The organism is Gilliamella sp. App6-5 (assembly GCF_001690525.1).
GTDB lineage: Bacteria > Pseudomonadota > Gammaproteobacteria > Enterobacterales > Orbaceae > Gilliamella > Gilliamella apicola_H.
Window position 1 is genome coordinate 18347 of sequence record NZ_LZGT01000032.1, and the last position, 16913, is coordinate 35259.

The 16913-nt window shown below is 36.8% G+C and carries 16 protein-coding genes, 1 pseudogene and 1 CRISPR repeat array; of the genes and pseudogenes, 6 read left to right on the forward strand and 11 right to left on the reverse strand.

Annotated features, from left to right (window positions below; translation table 11 throughout):
• Positions 1 to 877: 877 nt before the first annotated feature.
• The 6 genes from A9G24_RS03780 to nlpD all read right to left on the reverse strand — a co-directional run bounded on the left by A9G24_RS03780 (position 878) and on the right by nlpD (position 6242).
• The gene (locus tag A9G24_RS03780) at positions 878 to 1342 is read right to left on the reverse strand and encodes a hypothetical protein (protein WP_081303068.1); all 465 of its coding nucleotides are present in this window, start codon (positions 1340 to 1342) and stop codon (positions 878 to 880) included.
• On the reverse strand, positions 1326 to 1934 hold the full coding sequence (locus A9G24_RS03785; RefSeq protein ID WP_065637834.1) for a UbiX family flavin prenyltransferase: 609 nt from the start codon (positions 1932 to 1934) through the stop codon (positions 1326 to 1328). The genes A9G24_RS03780 and A9G24_RS03785 overlap by 17 nt, the downstream gene beginning before the upstream one ends.
• 266 nt (positions 1935 to 2200) lie before the next feature.
• Complete coding sequence (locus tag A9G24_RS03790; RefSeq protein WP_065637835.1) at positions 2201 to 3409, reverse strand: aldose 1-epimerase family protein; 1209 nt, start codon at positions 3407 to 3409, stop codon at positions 2201 to 2203.
• Positions 3410 to 3589: 180 nt separating this feature from the next.
• Positions 3590 to 4168 carry a thymidine kinase gene (locus A9G24_RS03795; RefSeq protein ID WP_065637863.1) on the reverse strand — a complete coding sequence of 193 codons (579 nt, stop codon included), beginning with the start codon at positions 4166 to 4168 and terminating at the stop codon, positions 3590 to 3592.
• A 115-nt stretch (positions 4169 to 4283) separates the two neighbouring features.
• Complete coding sequence (gpmA, locus tag A9G24_RS03800) at positions 4284 to 5036, reverse strand: 2,3-diphosphoglycerate-dependent phosphoglycerate mutase (RefSeq protein ID WP_065637836.1); 753 nt, start codon at positions 5034 to 5036, stop codon at positions 4284 to 4286.
• A gap of 120 nt (positions 5037 to 5156) precedes the next feature.
• Complete coding sequence (nlpD, locus tag A9G24_RS03805; protein WP_065637837.1) at positions 5157 to 6242, reverse strand: murein hydrolase activator NlpD; 1086 nt, start codon at positions 6240 to 6242, stop codon at positions 5157 to 5159.
• A 410-nt stretch (positions 6243 to 6652) separates the two neighbouring features.
• Here nlpD and rsmI point away from each other — a divergent pair, with 410 nt between their 5' ends.
• The 3 genes from rsmI to moeA all read left to right on the forward strand — a co-directional run bounded on the left by rsmI (position 6653) and on the right by moeA (position 10790).
• Positions 6653 to 7480 carry a 16S rRNA (cytidine(1402)-2'-O)-methyltransferase gene (gene rsmI, locus A9G24_RS03810; RefSeq protein WP_065637838.1) on the forward strand — a complete coding sequence of 276 codons (828 nt, stop codon included), beginning with the start codon at positions 6653 to 6655 and terminating at the stop codon, positions 7478 to 7480.
• An 826-nt stretch (positions 7481 to 8306) separates the two neighbouring features.
• Complete coding sequence (ychF, locus tag A9G24_RS03815) at positions 8307 to 9398, forward strand: redox-regulated ATPase YchF (RefSeq protein WP_065637839.1); 1092 nt, start codon at positions 8307 to 8309, stop codon at positions 9396 to 9398.
• A gap of 165 nt (positions 9399 to 9563) precedes the next feature.
• Positions 9564 to 10790: a molybdopterin molybdotransferase MoeA gene (gene moeA, locus A9G24_RS03820; protein WP_065637840.1), complete on the forward strand. Its 1227-nt coding sequence runs from the start codon at positions 9564 to 9566 to the stop codon at positions 10788 to 10790.
• Between the two features lie 293 nt (positions 10791 to 11083).
• On the opposite strand, the gene A9G24_RS12655 is transcribed toward moeA, so the two are convergent.
• Positions 11084 to 11500 (reverse strand): hypothetical protein, encoded by a 417-nt coding sequence (locus A9G24_RS12655; protein ID WP_141673051.1) that lies wholly within the window; start codon positions 11498 to 11500, stop codon positions 11084 to 11086.
• 1130 nt (positions 11501 to 12630) lie between these two features.
• Between A9G24_RS12655 and A9G24_RS12445 the strand changes: the two are divergent.
• Both A9G24_RS12445 and A9G24_RS03830 read left to right on the forward strand, forming a co-directional pair.
• Positions 12631 to 12834: pseudogene (locus A9G24_RS12445) on the forward strand (IS3 family transposase); the annotation flags it as partial.
• Between the two features lie 71 nt (positions 12835 to 12905).
• Positions 12906 to 13239: direct repeats of the CRISPR family, unit length 29 nt; unit sequence CGGTTTATCCCTATGTGCATAGGGAACAG.
• A 417-nt stretch (positions 13240 to 13656) separates the two neighbouring features.
• Positions 13657 to 13890, forward strand: a complete 234-nt coding sequence (locus A9G24_RS03830; protein ID WP_065637842.1) for an integrase core domain-containing protein — start codon at positions 13657 to 13659, stop codon at positions 13888 to 13890.
• 51 nt (positions 13891 to 13941) lie between these two features.
• Here A9G24_RS03830 and A9G24_RS03835 read toward each other — a convergent pair whose 3' ends face one another.
• The 4 genes from A9G24_RS03835 to folB all read right to left on the reverse strand — a co-directional run bounded on the left by A9G24_RS03835 (position 13942) and on the right by folB (position 16047).
• Complete coding sequence (locus tag A9G24_RS03835; RefSeq protein ID WP_065637843.1) at positions 13942 to 14370, reverse strand: EamA family transporter; 429 nt, start codon at positions 14368 to 14370, stop codon at positions 13942 to 13944.
• A gap of 1 nt (position 14371) precedes the next feature.
• Positions 14372 to 14578, reverse strand: a complete 207-nt coding sequence (locus A9G24_RS03840; protein ID WP_065637844.1) for a hypothetical protein — start codon at positions 14576 to 14578, stop codon at positions 14372 to 14374.
• Between the two features lie 64 nt (positions 14579 to 14642).
• Positions 14643 to 15647, reverse strand: a complete 1005-nt coding sequence (locus tag A9G24_RS03845) for an MBL fold metallo-hydrolase (protein ID WP_065637845.1) — start codon at positions 15645 to 15647, stop codon at positions 14643 to 14645.
• Positions 15648 to 15675: 28 nt separating this feature from the next.
• Positions 15676 to 16047: a dihydroneopterin aldolase gene (gene folB / locus A9G24_RS03850; RefSeq protein ID WP_065637846.1), complete on the reverse strand. Its 372-nt coding sequence runs from the start codon at positions 16045 to 16047 to the stop codon at positions 15676 to 15678.
• Between the two features lie 97 nt (positions 16048 to 16144).
• Here folB and rsmE point away from each other — a divergent pair, with 97 nt between their 5' ends.
• On the forward strand, positions 16145 to 16870 hold the full coding sequence (gene rsmE / locus A9G24_RS03855; protein ID WP_065637847.1) for a 16S rRNA (uracil(1498)-N(3))-methyltransferase: 726 nt from the start codon (positions 16145 to 16147) through the stop codon (positions 16868 to 16870).
• The last annotated feature ends 43 nt before the right edge of the window (positions 16871 to 16913 follow it).

Below are 16913 nucleotides of genomic sequence, written 5' to 3' on the forward strand. Positions count from 1 at the left end.
TATACGGTCAATAATCGATGCAATATTAAACAATACAAATCAGCTTGCGGCGGTCTTAGTTCGGTTATACAGCACAACTAGAATTTATTTCTGACAAATATAACCCAGCGCCCCTTATTTGACGTGCTAACCTTACTCAATTGTCTCCTCACTCTGACGCCGATTAATGTCAATATTAACCTCTGGCTGTTATAAAAGCGGTATCTTCCCCCCTCTATAGAATTGTTTAGACAGGGTGCTGATTTTATTTGGTTTTTATTTGGTTTTTATTTTGTTTTTATATAAATCAATAAGTTATATCATGATTTCTGCTTTTTTGAGACTTACTGCCTATACGGCGGTGAACCTAGAAATGGGTGGTGAAGCCCGAGAAATCTCTTTCTAAACCGCCTATACGGCGGTGAACATCAACGCACATTCAACCCCCACCGATTTTATTTTCTAAACCGCCTATACGGCGGTGAACAGCTGGCTTTAGTCTTGCTTTCTGCTGTGATTTTTCTAAACCGCCTATACGGCGGTGAACCCCATCATCATCAAGTTGGCAGATATATTCATTTTCTAAACCGCCTATACGGCGGTGAACTAGAAGCCGATATACTATAAACATTGTTTGGCAAAAGGCAAATAGGATTTTTGTTTTCAAAAACCCTTTTTTATAAGGTATTTTTAATTTGTTGTTTTTATTTATTTTAATTTTTTGATTAAAAAAAGGGTTGGCTGGATTTTGGCTATTTCAATAATATGTCAATTTGGCCATTAAAAGATATTCAGATACCGCATTGATTTAAATTAACTTTGATCTTGCTGTTTTTAAGGCAAGATAGCCCCCCTTTATTCCCCAAAAAAAACACACCATAACTAACAGGACAGTACACTAAAAATTATTCTCGCCTTTTAGCCAATGAATTTTCCTACCAAACCCCAATAAATTACTTGTCATCTTTATACGTTGCAACTGCAATGACCAAATCGGTGCTTTTATCACTCTTGCAAAGGGAAATGCCTGATAATATAACCTATAAGCATGTACGGCTTGCTCTTTTTGTAAAAGCGTTGCTGTGGCTTGAAATTGGATACCTTGAATTTGTGCAACTGTTTTAGGGATTATGTTAATCGTACCTGCAACCTGTGGATGCTTTAACATGGCTTTGGCATGATCGGTTTTTAATTCCGAGAGTAGATACAAATTCATTAACTTTTCATCAAACACATAAAAGGTATTACATGCCCAGAGATTGTCATCAGGCAAGATAACGCTAAGCGATAATACATGCTGCTTTTTGATAAATTTGATGATTTTAGGATCGACTTGCATGATATCTTTAAGCTCTACTGGCATTATTCGGTTTAGTGTTCAGGTGCAAATCTTCGCCCCAACGTGGTAGGGATGGGATATCAATGCCAAATAAATCAAGTGCTCTGGCGACGCTGTGTGTAATAATATCATCAATGCTAGCAATATGCTGATATAGTGCTGGCACCGGTGGGCAAATTACCCCCCCCATAAGTGTGACTGTTTCCATATTTTTTAGATGAGCTAAATTTAGGGGCGACTCACGAACCATTAATACCAAGCGGCGGCGCTCTTTTAAAACAACATCAGCAGCACGGGTAAGTAAATTATCTGATAATCCTTGTGCAATAGAAGCAAGTGTTCGCATTGAACAAGGTGTAATTAGCATACCCATAGTTTTAAACGATCCACTTGCTATGGCTGCGCCAATATTGTTGACAGGATAGACTTTGTCAGCCAGTGATTCAATTTGCGCTAAGCTGGTGTTGGGAACTTCGTAAGCGCGCGTTATTTGTGCCGCTTTTGATATAACTAAATGTGTTTGAATATCAAGCGGTTTTAAAAGCTCTAACGCTTTTATCCCATAAGCAAAACCCGTTGCCCCACTAATGCCAATAATTATTCGCTGCGTTGCCATGTCTATCTCTATATTAATATCAAATTACAATAAAAATCATTAATCATTATGTTAAGCAGTCACCAAATGAAACCTTATTTTAATAATAAGCCATATGAAAGCTAGCTATAAAGTAGACGACTATACCTATCTATTGGTAGCGAATCAAGTAGCTGATGGCTACTTGCATGGCTATTACATTAATAATAGGTAAATTAAGGAATGATGGATTAGCCTATTTGATTATGTTTATGGCTACCAATAGATCGATAGCCATTTGTAATGGTTTACTCTTTAGCCATGGGTTCATTAACTACTTTAGTTTCTTGGTTACCTTGAACAGCTTTGATTTTTTGCTCATATTTTGTGACAGCATCTTTGCTAGACAATAAGCTATAAGTTAAGGTAAATTCTGTACTTTGCCCTGGCTCTAACTGACGAACACGTTTTTGCTCACGTTCGATAGTTACTGGATAAGCAAAACTGGTGCCTGGCTCTAAGCCTGTAACATAGCCTTGTTTAAGAGTATCGGTGTTTTTCCATAATGATAGTACGGGTAACTGTTTAGTATTAAAGGCAATACCTGCGGCCTTATCACCCAATTTATTGGTTACCATCACCTGTGTTTGACCATTTTCATCAGCAAACGGATAGACATTAAATACCATTTCGTCAAAGCCTTTAGTTGGACCTAGATAAGTTTGCCATGTATTAATCCCCCCTTTCGCATAGTCATTAAATGGTGAGATTTCCTTAACTGGGGCAACAAACCTTGCGCCTTCTTCAAGAATGGGCGTACCAAAATTACTATGATAAATGATCTGATAATCGCGGGTATAATCACTCTTATTGGTGACAACATCATGAACCGTAAATTCTTGACTTCCTGGTACATAACTTAGTGATGCCCAAGTTTCGAGATTGCTTTTTTTGAAAGTATTTTCTTTAATTAACCCCTTAACCGTTATGGTGTAGGGTGCCTTGTCAGATACATTCACAATGAGTTTAGAGACCGGCGTATTTTGAGCTCGACCGTGTAAGGTGTACATCATACCATCAGCTTGCGCTGCATGACCTGTCCATTCAAAACCACAGCGAACCATCATTTCGTTAAAGCCATCTAACCATCCAATCCCACCACGACTTTCTAAGTTGATATACTTAGGATTGACAACTTCATTTACCGGTGAGTCCCATCCCATACGGATACCATCACCAACGACAGACAAGATACCTAAGCCTCGCGTTGGAATTAATTTAATCGTGAAATTATCACTAGAAATCGTTAGAAGTTCGGTTCCATCTTGTTTACCGCCTTTAAGTACGGTATTTTGAATAGTGAATTTTTGACCTTTAACACCTAAATCTTGGCTCGAAACCGACCAATTACCTTTGGCGATATCTTTTTCGTTATCAGTTAATACAAATTCTTTAGCATTGGCGTTATAACTAGCCAAACTAAGTATTACAGCTAATGAAACAATTTTGATTTTCATGGTGATCCCTCATGGTTAACAAAATAGCACTGAATCGTTTCAGTTAATATGACATAAAATAAAAAGAATCAATAAAAGAAAATCGTAAAAATGAGAGATCATTCACACTTTTTCAATATTATAGCATCACACGCATAAATGTGATTTATAGACCAAAATAAGTGTGAAATATTTAGATGATCAGTCTTTAGGTCTTATTTGTCCAGCCTTCCAATGTTTTCGACAAACCGAGTGGTATTCACTGTCACCAAGATGGATGGAGTTACCAAATTTAACAATTTGCCCATCTTGCCCTTCTAATAAGATCATAGTCGCTTTTTTGCCACACCAACATACGGTTTTGAGTTCTCTAAAATTATCGGCAATTTCAAGTAGCGTTTTAGATCCTTCGAACAGATGTCCCATATAATCGGTTTTAATGCCAAAGAACATGATTGGCACGCCATATTCGTCGCACACATCTGATAACTTCCAGATGGTATTGCGCGATAAAAACTGGCTTTCGTCGATGAGTATACAAGCATAGTTGCTTTGTTTGATATGATCAATAATATCATCAACCGTTGTGTCATCAAGCTGTAACGCCTTTTTACGTAATCCTAAACGAGAGACGATTTCGACAGCCGAATCGCGCGTGTCGACCGATGATTTGAGCAGTAACGTTTGCATATTATTACTTAAGTAGTTGTGATCAATTTGCAACAGTTCGGTGGATTTCCCGGCATTCATTACGCCATAGATATAATAGATTTTAGACAAAATAACGCTCTCAAAATGAAAATAAATCAATAAAATTGAATGAATAAAAAGCCATAATGTAGACAATAAAAAAGGTAAGTTAAATAACCTACCTTTTTATTTGTTTAGGGAATAATTATTTTGCTTTGCCTTGATTTGCAACAGCTGCTTGTTTGGCAGCGATTTCGTCAGCATTACCTAAATAGTAGTGTTTAATGACTTTCATGTTGTCGTCAAATTCATACACTAATGGTACACCCGTTGGGATATTAAGTTCGATAATATCATCATCGCTGATGTTATCTAAATGTTTTACAAGTGCGCGTAGTGAGTTACCATGAGCGGCAATAATAACACGTTCACCTTTCGCAACGCGTGGCGCAATGGTTGACTCCCAATAAGGTAATACGCGTTTAATCGTTAATGCTAAACTTTCAGTTAACGGTAATTCTGATTCAGGTAATTTGCTGTAACGTGAATCGTGCCCCGGAAAACGCTCATCTGATTTTTCAAGCGCTGGAGGTGTGATTGCAAAACCACGACGCCATAATTTTACTTGATCATCGCCATATTTTGCTGCCGTTTCAGCTTTGTTTAAGCCTTGTAATGCACCATAGTGACGTTCGTTTAGTTTCCAGCTTTTTTCAACCGGTAACCATGCTTGATCGACTTCATCTAAAACGTGCCATAATGTGTGAATGGCGCGTTTTAATACTGAAGTGTAAGCATAATCAAATGTGAAACCTTCTTTTTTTAGTAATTTACCTGCTTCAGCAGCTTCTTTATTACCTTTGTCAGATAAATCAACATCAGTCCAACCACAAAAACGGTTTTCTTGGTTCCAAACACTCTCTCCATGCCGAATTAGCACTAATTTTTTAACAGCCATGAATATCACTCCTTTATTACGTAAATTTAATTTTAGTGTATTTTGTTTATAGACATGCTCTGTGATTTTCGTGCATGTCATCTGTTTTGCGTTAACCTTTCTATTAACCCAAAACGTTTATTATTTTGATAAATATTTTAATGGATCAACGGATTGTGCTTTGTAGCGAATTTCAAAGTGCAATCTGACCGACGAGGTGCCTGTTGCCCCCATTGTGGCAATTTGTTCACCCGCTCGCACAAACTGCTGTTCCTTTACTAATATCGATTGATTGTGCGCATACGCCGTTAAATAGTCATCATTATGTTTAACGATGATTAAATTTCCATAACCCGGTAACGCATTGCCTGAATACACAACCCGCCCATCAGCTGCGGCCATAACTTTATCGCCAACTGAGCCTGATATATCAATACCTTTGCTTGCATTCGAGAATTTTTCAATAATCTTACCGCGTGCAGGCCATCGCCATGCAATATTAGAAACTTTTGATTTTGATGTGCTTGCTGCAGCTGCACTACTAGAGGAATCATCTAAAGGTTCAATGATGGTTTCAGTTGTTTGAGTGGTAGTCGGTTTTTGATTTTTACCCGTTGTGGTAATCGAAGTGGTTGTTGTTTTGGTTATTGTTGGTTTGGTTTTGGCTTGCCCAATTGCAATAGCTGAGTTATCGCTATTTGTTTTATTTGCTGGTGTATGGTTTGTTGTGGTTTGTTTGGTTACCACAACAGTTCCACCACTCACATCTAATACTTGTCCAACATTAACGGCAAAAGGTTCTTTGATATTATTTTTAGCTGCTAATGAGCGGTAATCATTGCCAGTTACCCACGCAATATAAAATAAAGTATCGCCACGCTTAACCGTATAGGTGTCACCTTGATATCCACCTTTTGGAATGTCATCATAATTACGGTTATAAACAATACGCTCATTACTAATTACCGTACCATTACTGCTAGTGCTGTTAGCGGTATGAGAATTTGACGCAGTTGGCTGTCTTGATGATGGTGGATTATAAGTCGTAGGAACAGATCGACCACTCGTTGAAATATTTGCTGGTGGTTTGGTATAAACAGAAGACGTTGATGCCCCCCCTGCGCCAGAAATATCTTCGATTTCAGCTTGTTCTGTTTGTGTACACGCAGCAATCAATAAACTTAAGCAACTTAATGTAAGTATTTTTTTCAAAGCAACACCTTTCATTCGTGAATTTTGTTTTTTCCGCTATTTTTAGTATTAAATAGCGTTTTTATATATACTGTTTTATTAGCACATTTTAGCGGTTTTATGGCAAAAAGCTATTATATTGATGACTTATAGCTTAAATCAATAAATTCATCCAAAATTTGGTGATTTATAACCGCTGGCATTCAATTTATGTTAGCATAATGCCACTATTTGTTAATCTATGTTAATCCATTGTTAATCAAAATATCAGCTAAATCTGTACCTGAGCAATTTTGCTACAAACGAGCTATTTTTTGCAGCTATTGATTAACTATTTATTTGGCTTTGTCGGATTTATTTTGAAAGTAGTGAGTATATACAATAAAATAGGCTTTCGTACAGTATCTTTACCGTATTTCTATAAAAATTTAATGTGATTTAAAATAATGACTTTATATATTGTTGCCACCCCCATTGGAAACTTAGATGATATTACGCTCAGAGCCATCAATACACTTAAAAGTGTCGATCTGATTGCGGCTGAAGATACTCGCCACAGCGGATTACTTTTACAACATCTTGGCATTAAAGCAAAGTTATTTGCCTTGCATGACCATAATGAACAAGACAAAGCCAATTTTTTGATCGAAAAACTTAAATCAGGATTATCAATTGCTTTGATTTCAGATGCCGGTACGCCGTTAATTAATGATCCGGGATATCATCTAGTTAAAGCCTGTCGAGACAATGGAATAAACGTTGTCCCTGTCCCTGGTGCCTGCGCTGCAATAGCTGCTTTATCAGTTGCTGGACTCCCCTCAGATAAGTTTACTTATGAAGGATTTTTGCCGGCTAAAAGCAAAGCCCGCCAAGATTGCCTTATAAAATTACTAGACGAACCACGAACAATGATTTTTTATGAATCAACACACCGTCTACTAGACTCGCTTAGTGATATGCAAACTATTTTTGGCGCTAATAAACACATTGTATTAGCTAAAGAACTGACCAAAACGTGGGAGACCATTGTCAGTTTTACCGTTAGCCAGTTAATTGAATGGTTAAATGAAGATACTAACAGACAAAAAGGTGAATTTGTGCTGATCGTTGAAGGCCATGCAAAAACAGAGAATGATATCGACCAAAAGGTAATTAGTACGCTTAAATTATTACAAAAAGAGCTACCACTCAAAAAAGCAGCCGCTATCACTGCTGAGATCTATGGACTGAAAAAAAACCAACTTTACCAAATTGGTTTAAATGCAGAGCAATAATGAAACCGCTAAACAGTGCTTATAAAAAACATTTATAACCAAAATTTTTAACAACGATTTATGGCAAGCCATAACTGAGTACAAGTAAGATGATTATTGCCAATCTGTTTAATGTGTAGCAAAACGTCTAGCTGTTACACTTCATGATTAACATAATCATCTAAAAACTCATAAGGCGTTTTGCAAAAAATCGCTCAAACTTTTGCTGTCTTCCGTTTGAACCGCTAACAATTTGCTGATTATACCACATCATCATTAAAGTCGGTATCGCGCTTACCACTTACCCATTCATTTCATTTGAAAGATGGTAGGTTTTGTGAATTTTTAATTGATATTAGGTGAATATACATTTTAACAAATAAAAAACCGCAAATGCTCAATTAAGTACCAAACGGTATAGAATCCTGAATATTTTTTACAAAAATATAACTTAAAAAATGAATAGTTATGTAACTACTCCATCTGAGCACACAAATCACCTAGAAAATAGCGCCACCTGCTTTCGTGTTTTATATGCAATGGGCGTCTTGTTATTTAATGTGTTCTAAGGTCTTTCGTGCGATAAATGGTTGGATGCCTAACCATAAAGCGTTTAGCCAAATCGGTGACAATTATTTTCTTTATAATTTAAACACTTTATCTATTGTCTGGGATACTGTTTTATGGATATTCATTACAGTCGTTTCTCAAATTACTGTAAATAACGTGAGTAATTCTGACATTTATTGGTTGATCTATCGATAAGAATATTGGCACAAATAGCACAATTTAGTATATAATCGCCCCTTATTTTTCAGACATTTTATGATAAAAGGTAACAAACAGTATGGGATTTAAATGTGGGATTGTCGGACTACCCAATGTGGGGAAGTCAACGCTTTTTAACGCACTAACCAAAGCAGGTATTGAGGCAGCTAACTTTCCATTTTGTACTATCGAGCCAAACACTGGGGTTGTACCAATGCCCGATCCACGTTTAGATGAACTGGCTAAAATTGTCAAACCTCAGCGCACGTTGCCAACCACCATGGAATTTGTTGATATTGCTGGTTTAGTTAAAGGCGCATCAAAAGGTGAAGGTTTAGGCAATCAATTTTTGGCTAACATTCGCGAAACCGAAGCGATCGGTCATGTTGTGCGTTGCTTTGAAAACGACAATATTATTCACGTCGCAGGCAAAATAGATCCTGCTGAAGATATCGAAATTATTAACACCGAACTTGCCCTATCCGACCTTGAAGCTTGCGAACGTGCAATGACACGCCTGCAAAAACGCGCTAAAGGTGGCGATAAAGACGCTAAATTTGAGTTAGAAATCCTTGAAAAGTGTTTACCACATTTAGAACAAGGTAAAAAGTTATTGTTACTGAATTTAAGTAAAGAAGAACTTGATGCAATTAAGTACTTGAGCTTTTTAACTTTAAAACCAACTATGTATATCGCTAATGTGAATGAAGATGGTTTTGAAAACAATCCTTATTTAGATAAAGTCAAAGCGATAGCTGAACAAGAAAAAGCTGTGGTAGTCCCTGTTTGTGCGGCAATTGAAGCAGAGCTTGCCGAACTGGATGATGCCGATCGTGATGAATTTATGCAAGATTTAGGCTTAACCGAACCAGGCTTAAATCGAGTGATTCGCGCAGGATACAGCTTACTTAACCTGCAAACTTATTTTACCGCAGGTGTTAAAGAAGTTCGTGCGTGGACAATTTCGGTTGGCGATACCGCACCACAAGCAGCAGGAAAAATTCATACTGATTTCGAAAAAGGCTTTATTCGTGCTCAAACCATTGCTTTTGATGATTTTATTAAATACGGTGGCGAACAAGGCGCTAAAGAAGCAGGCAAAATGCGCGCTGAAGGTAAAGATTATATCGTACAAGATGGCGATATTATGAACTTCTTATTTAATGTATAGTTGATTATTTTACGTCGCCTTTTGGCGACGTTGTTATATTGATGTTCATAATAACTAATTAATATTGATATAAAATCTATTTTTTTACTTAAACGTATTGTTACCTGAAACTTCTTGTCAACTGTTCCAATAATAGATTGGTAAATATAAGGACAGCCCACTGTTATGTTACTCACTTTTCAACAAGCTAAACAGCAAGTACTACAAAGCGTATCAACCGTAAAATCACTCACTAGCGAAAAAGTCGGACTATTTGATGCGCTAGATCGAATCACTGCTGAGAATGTGATCTCACCGATTAATGTGCCACGGTTCGATAATTCTGCGATGGATGGTTATGCGATTCGATTAGCGGATCTTAAACAATCAACGTTGTTACCACAAGCAGGGGCGATTTTTGCGGGCGATGATATAAGCAATCTTAATTGGCCAAAAGGTACTTGTTTGCGTATTATGACAGGTGCGCCTGTGCCTAATGATGCTGATGCCGTTGTTATGCAAGAGCAGACTGAAAAATCTGATTTGGGGATTGCCTTTTTAGGTAATATAAAAGCTGGCGATAATATTCGTCGTATAGGTGAAGATGTTAAAAAAGGTGCGATCACAGTCAACAAAGGGACTAAATTAACGATACCAACACTATCGACACTTGCAACATTCGGCATTAGTGATCTTGTTGTCTTTAAAAAGTTAAAAGTCGCTATTTTATCAACTGGCGATGAATTAACACCAATTGGTCAGCCATTATCTGACAATGGCGCTATTTATGACAGCAACCGCTTCACACTAAAATTATTATTAACCAAACTTAATTGTGAAATCGTTGATCTCGGCATTATTCCTGATGATCCAACTCAAATCAAACAAGCGCTAATAACCGCATCTAACCAAGCGGATTTAGTGATAACCAGTGGTGGTGTTTCGGTGGGGGATGCCGATTATACCAAAACAGCACTTGAAACATTAGGACAAATTAATTTTTGGAAGATTGCAATGAAACCAGGCAAGCCTTTCGCCTTTGGCAAAATTGGCAATGCGCTATTTTGTGGTTTACCTGGTAATCCCGTTTCAACTTTAGTGACTTTTTATCAATTGGTACAACCACTAATTTTAGTGCTTTCAGGACAACAACTCACATCAATCGATTTATCTTTCAAAGTAAAAATTGCAACTAGCGTCAAAAAAAGAATCGGGCGATTAGATTTTCAAAGAGGAATATTACAAATTAATGAACAAGGTGAGTTAGAAGTAACAACAACCGGTCAACAAGGTTCTCATATTACGCAGTCATTTAACCAAGCTAACTGTTTTATTGTGCTTGAACAAGATCGTGGTCATGTCAACAAAGGCGAAATGGTGACAGTTGAGCTGTTTAATCAGTTACTTCATTAAGTTGTGGTGTAAACTATAGCTAACTATTATGTGTCTAATAGTTAGCTATAGGAATTCCTCGCGTTGTTTCAGTAATTTGAGAAAATATAATAAAAAACAAAATTAACGCCTTATCATAGACAAGAAAGATGGCGTCTATATCATAAAGAAAAAATAACCGCAATTGATTTGGCTAACCGCTTTATGGTCAGTCGCTAGGCCATTTATAGCGAGCTAAAGAAAGCTCGCTTGAACCTTTTGTTCCTTTAACCAGTAAGAATATCGGCGTGTTCCTGCAGATTAACAAATAAAGACTAAGGAGTAACGCAAACAGTATTTCTATAGTTACCTTTCCACACTCTATCCACCATTCCACTGCCCGTGCCCGTTGTGTACGCATAGTCCCCATCTGAATCACTCGTCCAAATCCACATAGCGGAGTTGATATGAGTATAATGCATCGGCCATCCCCACTCAGTTATAAATCCAGCCCCTATTCGGCGCTGGGCACGATTATAAGGTGACGATGGCATGGCACCAACCTTACCACCTGGACACTCAAAGTAGGGGTTGGTAGAATCCTTACCATCACCCCGATCAATACAGACTGCGTTGGTCAGGTCTTTGACCTGTGTCAAACGATACCCCAAACTAGGACACCAAGCTTCTTGCTCTTGAAAGGTCCCCCCCCACCCTTTCCTCGGATCATATTTATAATCTCCACGGATCACAAACCACTTCTGCAGGACAAACCCATATTTAATTACCTCGTTCCCCTCACTATCTCTACCTATTATCTCAAAGGTCTGTGGTAACCTTGGCACAGCAATTCGACTTGGGTACGGATTCTGCCATTGAGAGTTTGCCTCTGGGCCTTTTAGCGTAACCTTAAGAAAAGACATGCTTCTATTTATACCATTACACAAATTAAATTCGATCTCGAAGCATTGTATTTTTGTTACTCTTTCCAATATGGTGGTGATCCCCTCATGCGTGGCTGGCTCCCATATCAATTCATCAACCTCTCCAACCATGAGTAAATAAAAATAAAGTCCATCAGCTCCCGTAGTTGGAAAATTTAACGCATATGATGCCGGATTGGTTGATTGGACTAAGGCTCCATAATCTGGATCCCATATACCAGGGATAGTAAACCTGAATTGTCTGTAGGATTCAAGAATAGGTCTTACATACTTGAGCTCTCCCCATTGTGACGGTGGTAGTATTATGGCATCACTACGATTATCCCCTCGACCATTTTGACCTGCCAATGCTGGCAAATGCCATAAACATGACAATAATAACAATGCCAACAGGACTTTTCGGGATAATGTTGATAGTGATTTGAGAAATAACTTCGAGAATATAAACGAGGCAAGAGGAAAAACGCATCTGATGCGTCTATTTGATAAATTTAAGACATTGGTTTGCCAGTGCTGGTGTCTGGTGTCTGGTGTCTAAAATGATAATGCATTACTGTTCACCTGTCAAGTAAATTTATGTTTTATTTCGATTTTCTATATATATTTGCTTATTAAATAAGCTGATTTTTAAAAATCGGTGAAAGTATAACCGTTTTAAAAAAACTTGGCTAGCTTTTTTGGGAGATTTTTGGGTGAAAATTATTTAGGTGTGACTTCAATTAAGTTTTATGAAATGCTTTAATAGATTGAAATATTATTAATAAGCAAAAAATAAAATGAAATCAATATATTTCCTGACAATTTTTTGCCTAATATTGAGGCTTTTGTTTAGGTTGGTGGAATGGATTGGGTATAGTGATTTCAGGCATGTGCAGCTTAGATGTTCAAAATAGCTATAGTGACCAGTCCGAGTTAGGGAGTTATAGCGAATTCCCTAACATGACAATGCGGTAGCGGAAGCGACATTTAAAACAATTAAAACCGAGTTTGTAAAAGGCCAACGTTTCAGCTCAACAGCTGAGTTACAACGCGATTTTTCGGCTTATGCCTATTGGTATAATCAGAAACGATTACATTCTTCGTTAGGCTACTTGCCTCCCGTCGAATTAAAAAAACATTTACCCCCTTCATTTTTTGTTTGAAAATGTGTTGCCATTCCATTCTTTATACTCTAAATATTTATCCCAAAGAAGTTGCTTCAACATCATTCGTACGGTTTATCCCTATGTGCATAGGGAACAGTTGCAATAAGATATAAAAACCTTTAGCGTTATCGGTTTATCCCTATGTGCATAGGGAACAGTTCGAGGTCGACACCGAATTCGAGCTCGAATTCGGTTTATCCCTATGTGCATAGGGAACAGACCGCCATTTTACCGCCACTTATTGTTATATACGGTTTATCCCTATGTGCATAGGGAACAGCTCGGTGAATTAAATTTTTTAGATGAATAAAGCGGTTTATCCCTATGTGCATAGGGAACAGTTGAAAAGCCATTGATAGCACGCTATCAACAGCGGTTTATCCCTATGTGCATAGGGAACAGACCAATTATAACATTTTGTTTTATAATTAAAATATTTTAGTTTAAATTTCTACCAACTTTTTTAATTATTCTTAAAATAACAATGATTTTATAAAACATTGTTTTTATTAAATTAATATTAAAAATAAAATAGGAAATATTGCACTTTTTTTATTCTACCAATTAATCTTTAAATTTCTTATAGTTATAACATAGTTAGTGATAAAACAGATTATTTCTTTATTAAAAAAGACGCAATTCTTGTTAAAAATATTCAGGATTCTATACCGTTTCAGCATAAAATTACTTTAAATTTAATGAGTTAATAAATTTTATTGATGAAGAATAATATACCATTTAATGTATTTATTCCGATAATGAGCGTGAATATCAAGGCACAAGTGAACACCTATTTGTTAAACAGGTAATAATCATCGCATCAATCAAAAATTTACAAAACCTGCCTACCCGCAAACGAATAGGAAAGCAGAAAGAGCCATACGTACTTTAATGGCAATGTGGCATAATCAGCAAATTTTCGAAGATTCAAAAGATAGGCAACAAAAATTTAAGCGATTTATTAACTTTTATAATACCGTTAAACCGCATAAGGCGATTTCAGGGAAAACGCCTTATGCGTTTTTAGAGGATTATTTTAGCCATGAAGTGTAAACAACTTGGCGTTTTTCTACAATTTAGCTATAGCAACAAATTGGCGCATGATTAAAATAACGCCACTAATATCGCACCAACTGCAATCATAGCGACACCAACGCCAGCTAACAACGAGATCTTTTCACCAAATAAAACAGCGGCAAACACAACAGCAAAAACCACACTTAACTTGTCGATTGGTGCAACTTGCGACACCTTGCCTTCTTTGATCGCCATAAAATAAAATAGCCAAGATAGCGCGCCAGCAATACCGCTCAATACAATAATGAGTAATGCCTTTTTATCATTAAAAAAGGTATTGATAAGGTTAAGTTTACCTTGAATAGCAACCACACCCACTAAAAAAATAGCCATCACAATAGCGCGGATGGCTGTTGCCGTATTGGCATCAAGATGCTGTAAGCCAATTTTTCCTAAAATAGCAACACATGCCGCAGCAATAGCGGAAAGCAATGCATAAATAAGCCATGCGCTCATATTAGTATTTATCGATTTTAAATAGATATTGTTGATTGTTTGAATTAGCTGCACATTGTTGTGATTTATTCATAACGCCACGACAATCTTCTAAAACTCCGTGAGCTTTTGACCAATGATAGGTTTTGCCTTTGTCGTTTTTTCCTCCACATCCGACTAACGTTAAGCTAAACATTAAACAAGATAATCCAATAACTACCGTTTTCATTTCTTTCTCCTTTTTTTGGCAAACGTATAAAAAATTAACCGTATTACGTTTGTTTTTATTTAGATTATTTTAATCCAGAATTGATGCGATTGATAGCTAAAGAACCGCCTATTTTTACAAGATGAAAAGTGCGCGCTTCTCGAAGTTCACTTAATAATTCAGGGGGTTCATCTAACGATTCGTCTGCAAGTTCAAATGCCCCCCAATGGATAGCAACAGCTGAAAGACATTGTAATTCATCATACAATTGTACAGCTTGTTTTGGATCGATATGCTGTGATTGCATATACCAACGTGGCGCATAAGCACCAATGGGAATTAGTGCCAAATCAATTGAAGGGAAATGCTGGGCAATTGCTTTTAGTTCAGAAGAATAACATGTATCCCCCATAAAATAGACTGTTGTTAATTGATTTTGATTATCACTATTAGATTGAATCATCCAACCACACCACAATGCCTTATTTACATCCAATAACCCACGATTGCTCCAGTGTATAGCAGGTGTTGCCGAAAAACTAAGCCCATCAACAGTTACCCGCTCCCACCAATCTAGTTCATTAACACACTTGGCCCCCCATCTTAATAATGTTCGTTTTAAACCAAGAGGAACCATCATCACAATATGAGGAAAACGCACAAGTAATTGGCGTATACTGTGATAATCAAGGTGATCATAATGATTATGTGAAATCACGATAAAATCTATTTGTGGTAGTTGATCGATGTTTAAAGCTGGCGGTGTTCGGCGTTTGGGCCCAATTAATTGTGAGGGTGAAGCCCGTTTAGAAAAAATAGGATCGGTCAATATCATTTTGCCACCTAAACGAATCAAGGTTGTTGAATGGCCAATCCACCAAACCCTATCGCCTGATAAGCTAAAGTCTATTGGTTCAAACCATGTCTGATTAAAGGTTTGATAACCTACTTTAGGCGGTAACACTTTACGCGCTAAACGCCAACGCAGAAACTCACTTATTTTTATTTTAAAAGATTCGTCGTGCCTAAACCCTTTAGCTGTATGATGCTTTTTGTTAGTAATTAAATCTTGCTTTTTATTATCTATCATTGTTACAGTATTTTTACCACTAGTTAGTTTATTTATTTGCCGTCCGCTCAATGAGTACGGCAACATTTTGAGCATTAACTATCGCATTTGGTTTAGATACTTTAACTTTAAGCCAGTTAACAGCAAATTGTTTAATAATCATTTCAGCAACTTTTTCTGCTACACATTCAATAAGTTCAAATTTCGAGGACTCAATAAATTGTGTGATGCTTTGACTAACCTTAAAATAATCTAAACAAAGAGAAACATTGTCACTTTCTCCAGCTGGTTGGTTATCCCATGCCATTTCAAGATCGAGAATTAACTTTTGCTTAATGGTCTTTTCCCAATCATATACACCAATGGTGGTTAAAACCGTTAATCCTTCAATTAATACTCTATCTTTGCTATATCTGTTCATACCTGATTCCAAAAGCCTAGTTACAGTAAATAGAGATTACCGAATCTTGATAAATTACGCTATAATTTATTTCAAATAATATAATATATATGTAATTATGACTCGAATTTTTCAGCCTTTTACTATTGAACAAAATAGCGTTATTACTTTAGATGATAATGCATTTAACCATCTTATTCGCGTATTACGCATGAAAGTAGGTGAAAATATTATTCTATTTGATGGTTCAAACCATATTATTCCTGCTGTTATACAGGAAATCAATAAAAAATCAGTTACGGTAAAAACAGCAACAAGAATTTTGGATAATCGTGAATCGCCATTAGAAATTCATTTAGGGCAAGTTATTTCTCGTGGTGAAAAAATGGAATTTACTATTCAAAAATCGGTTGAATTGGGTGTCAGTAGTATTACTCCCCTACTTTCTGAACGTTGTGGTGTCAAGCTTGATGAAAGCAGGCTAGAAAAAAAAGTTCAACAATGGCAAAAAATCGTTATTTCTGCCTGTGAACAGTGTGGTCGCAACATAATCCCTGAAATTAAACCTGTCATGAAATTAGAAAGTTGGTGTGCTAGCTTAACTACTGGATTAAAGCTTAATTTACATCCTAAAGCAAAACATGGTATAAAACAGCTCTGCAATGAACATACACAAATCCATTTGCTGATTGGGCCAGAAGGCGGGTTGTCCGCTAATGAAATTAGCATGACACATAATTATCAGTTTACCGATATTTTGCTCGGCCCACGCGTTTTGCGTACCGAAACGGCAGCACTAACCGCCCTAACGGCTTTGCAAGTGCATTTAGGTGATCTTGGATAAATACATCAAAATACAGATGATAAGTAATGATTACTTTGCAACT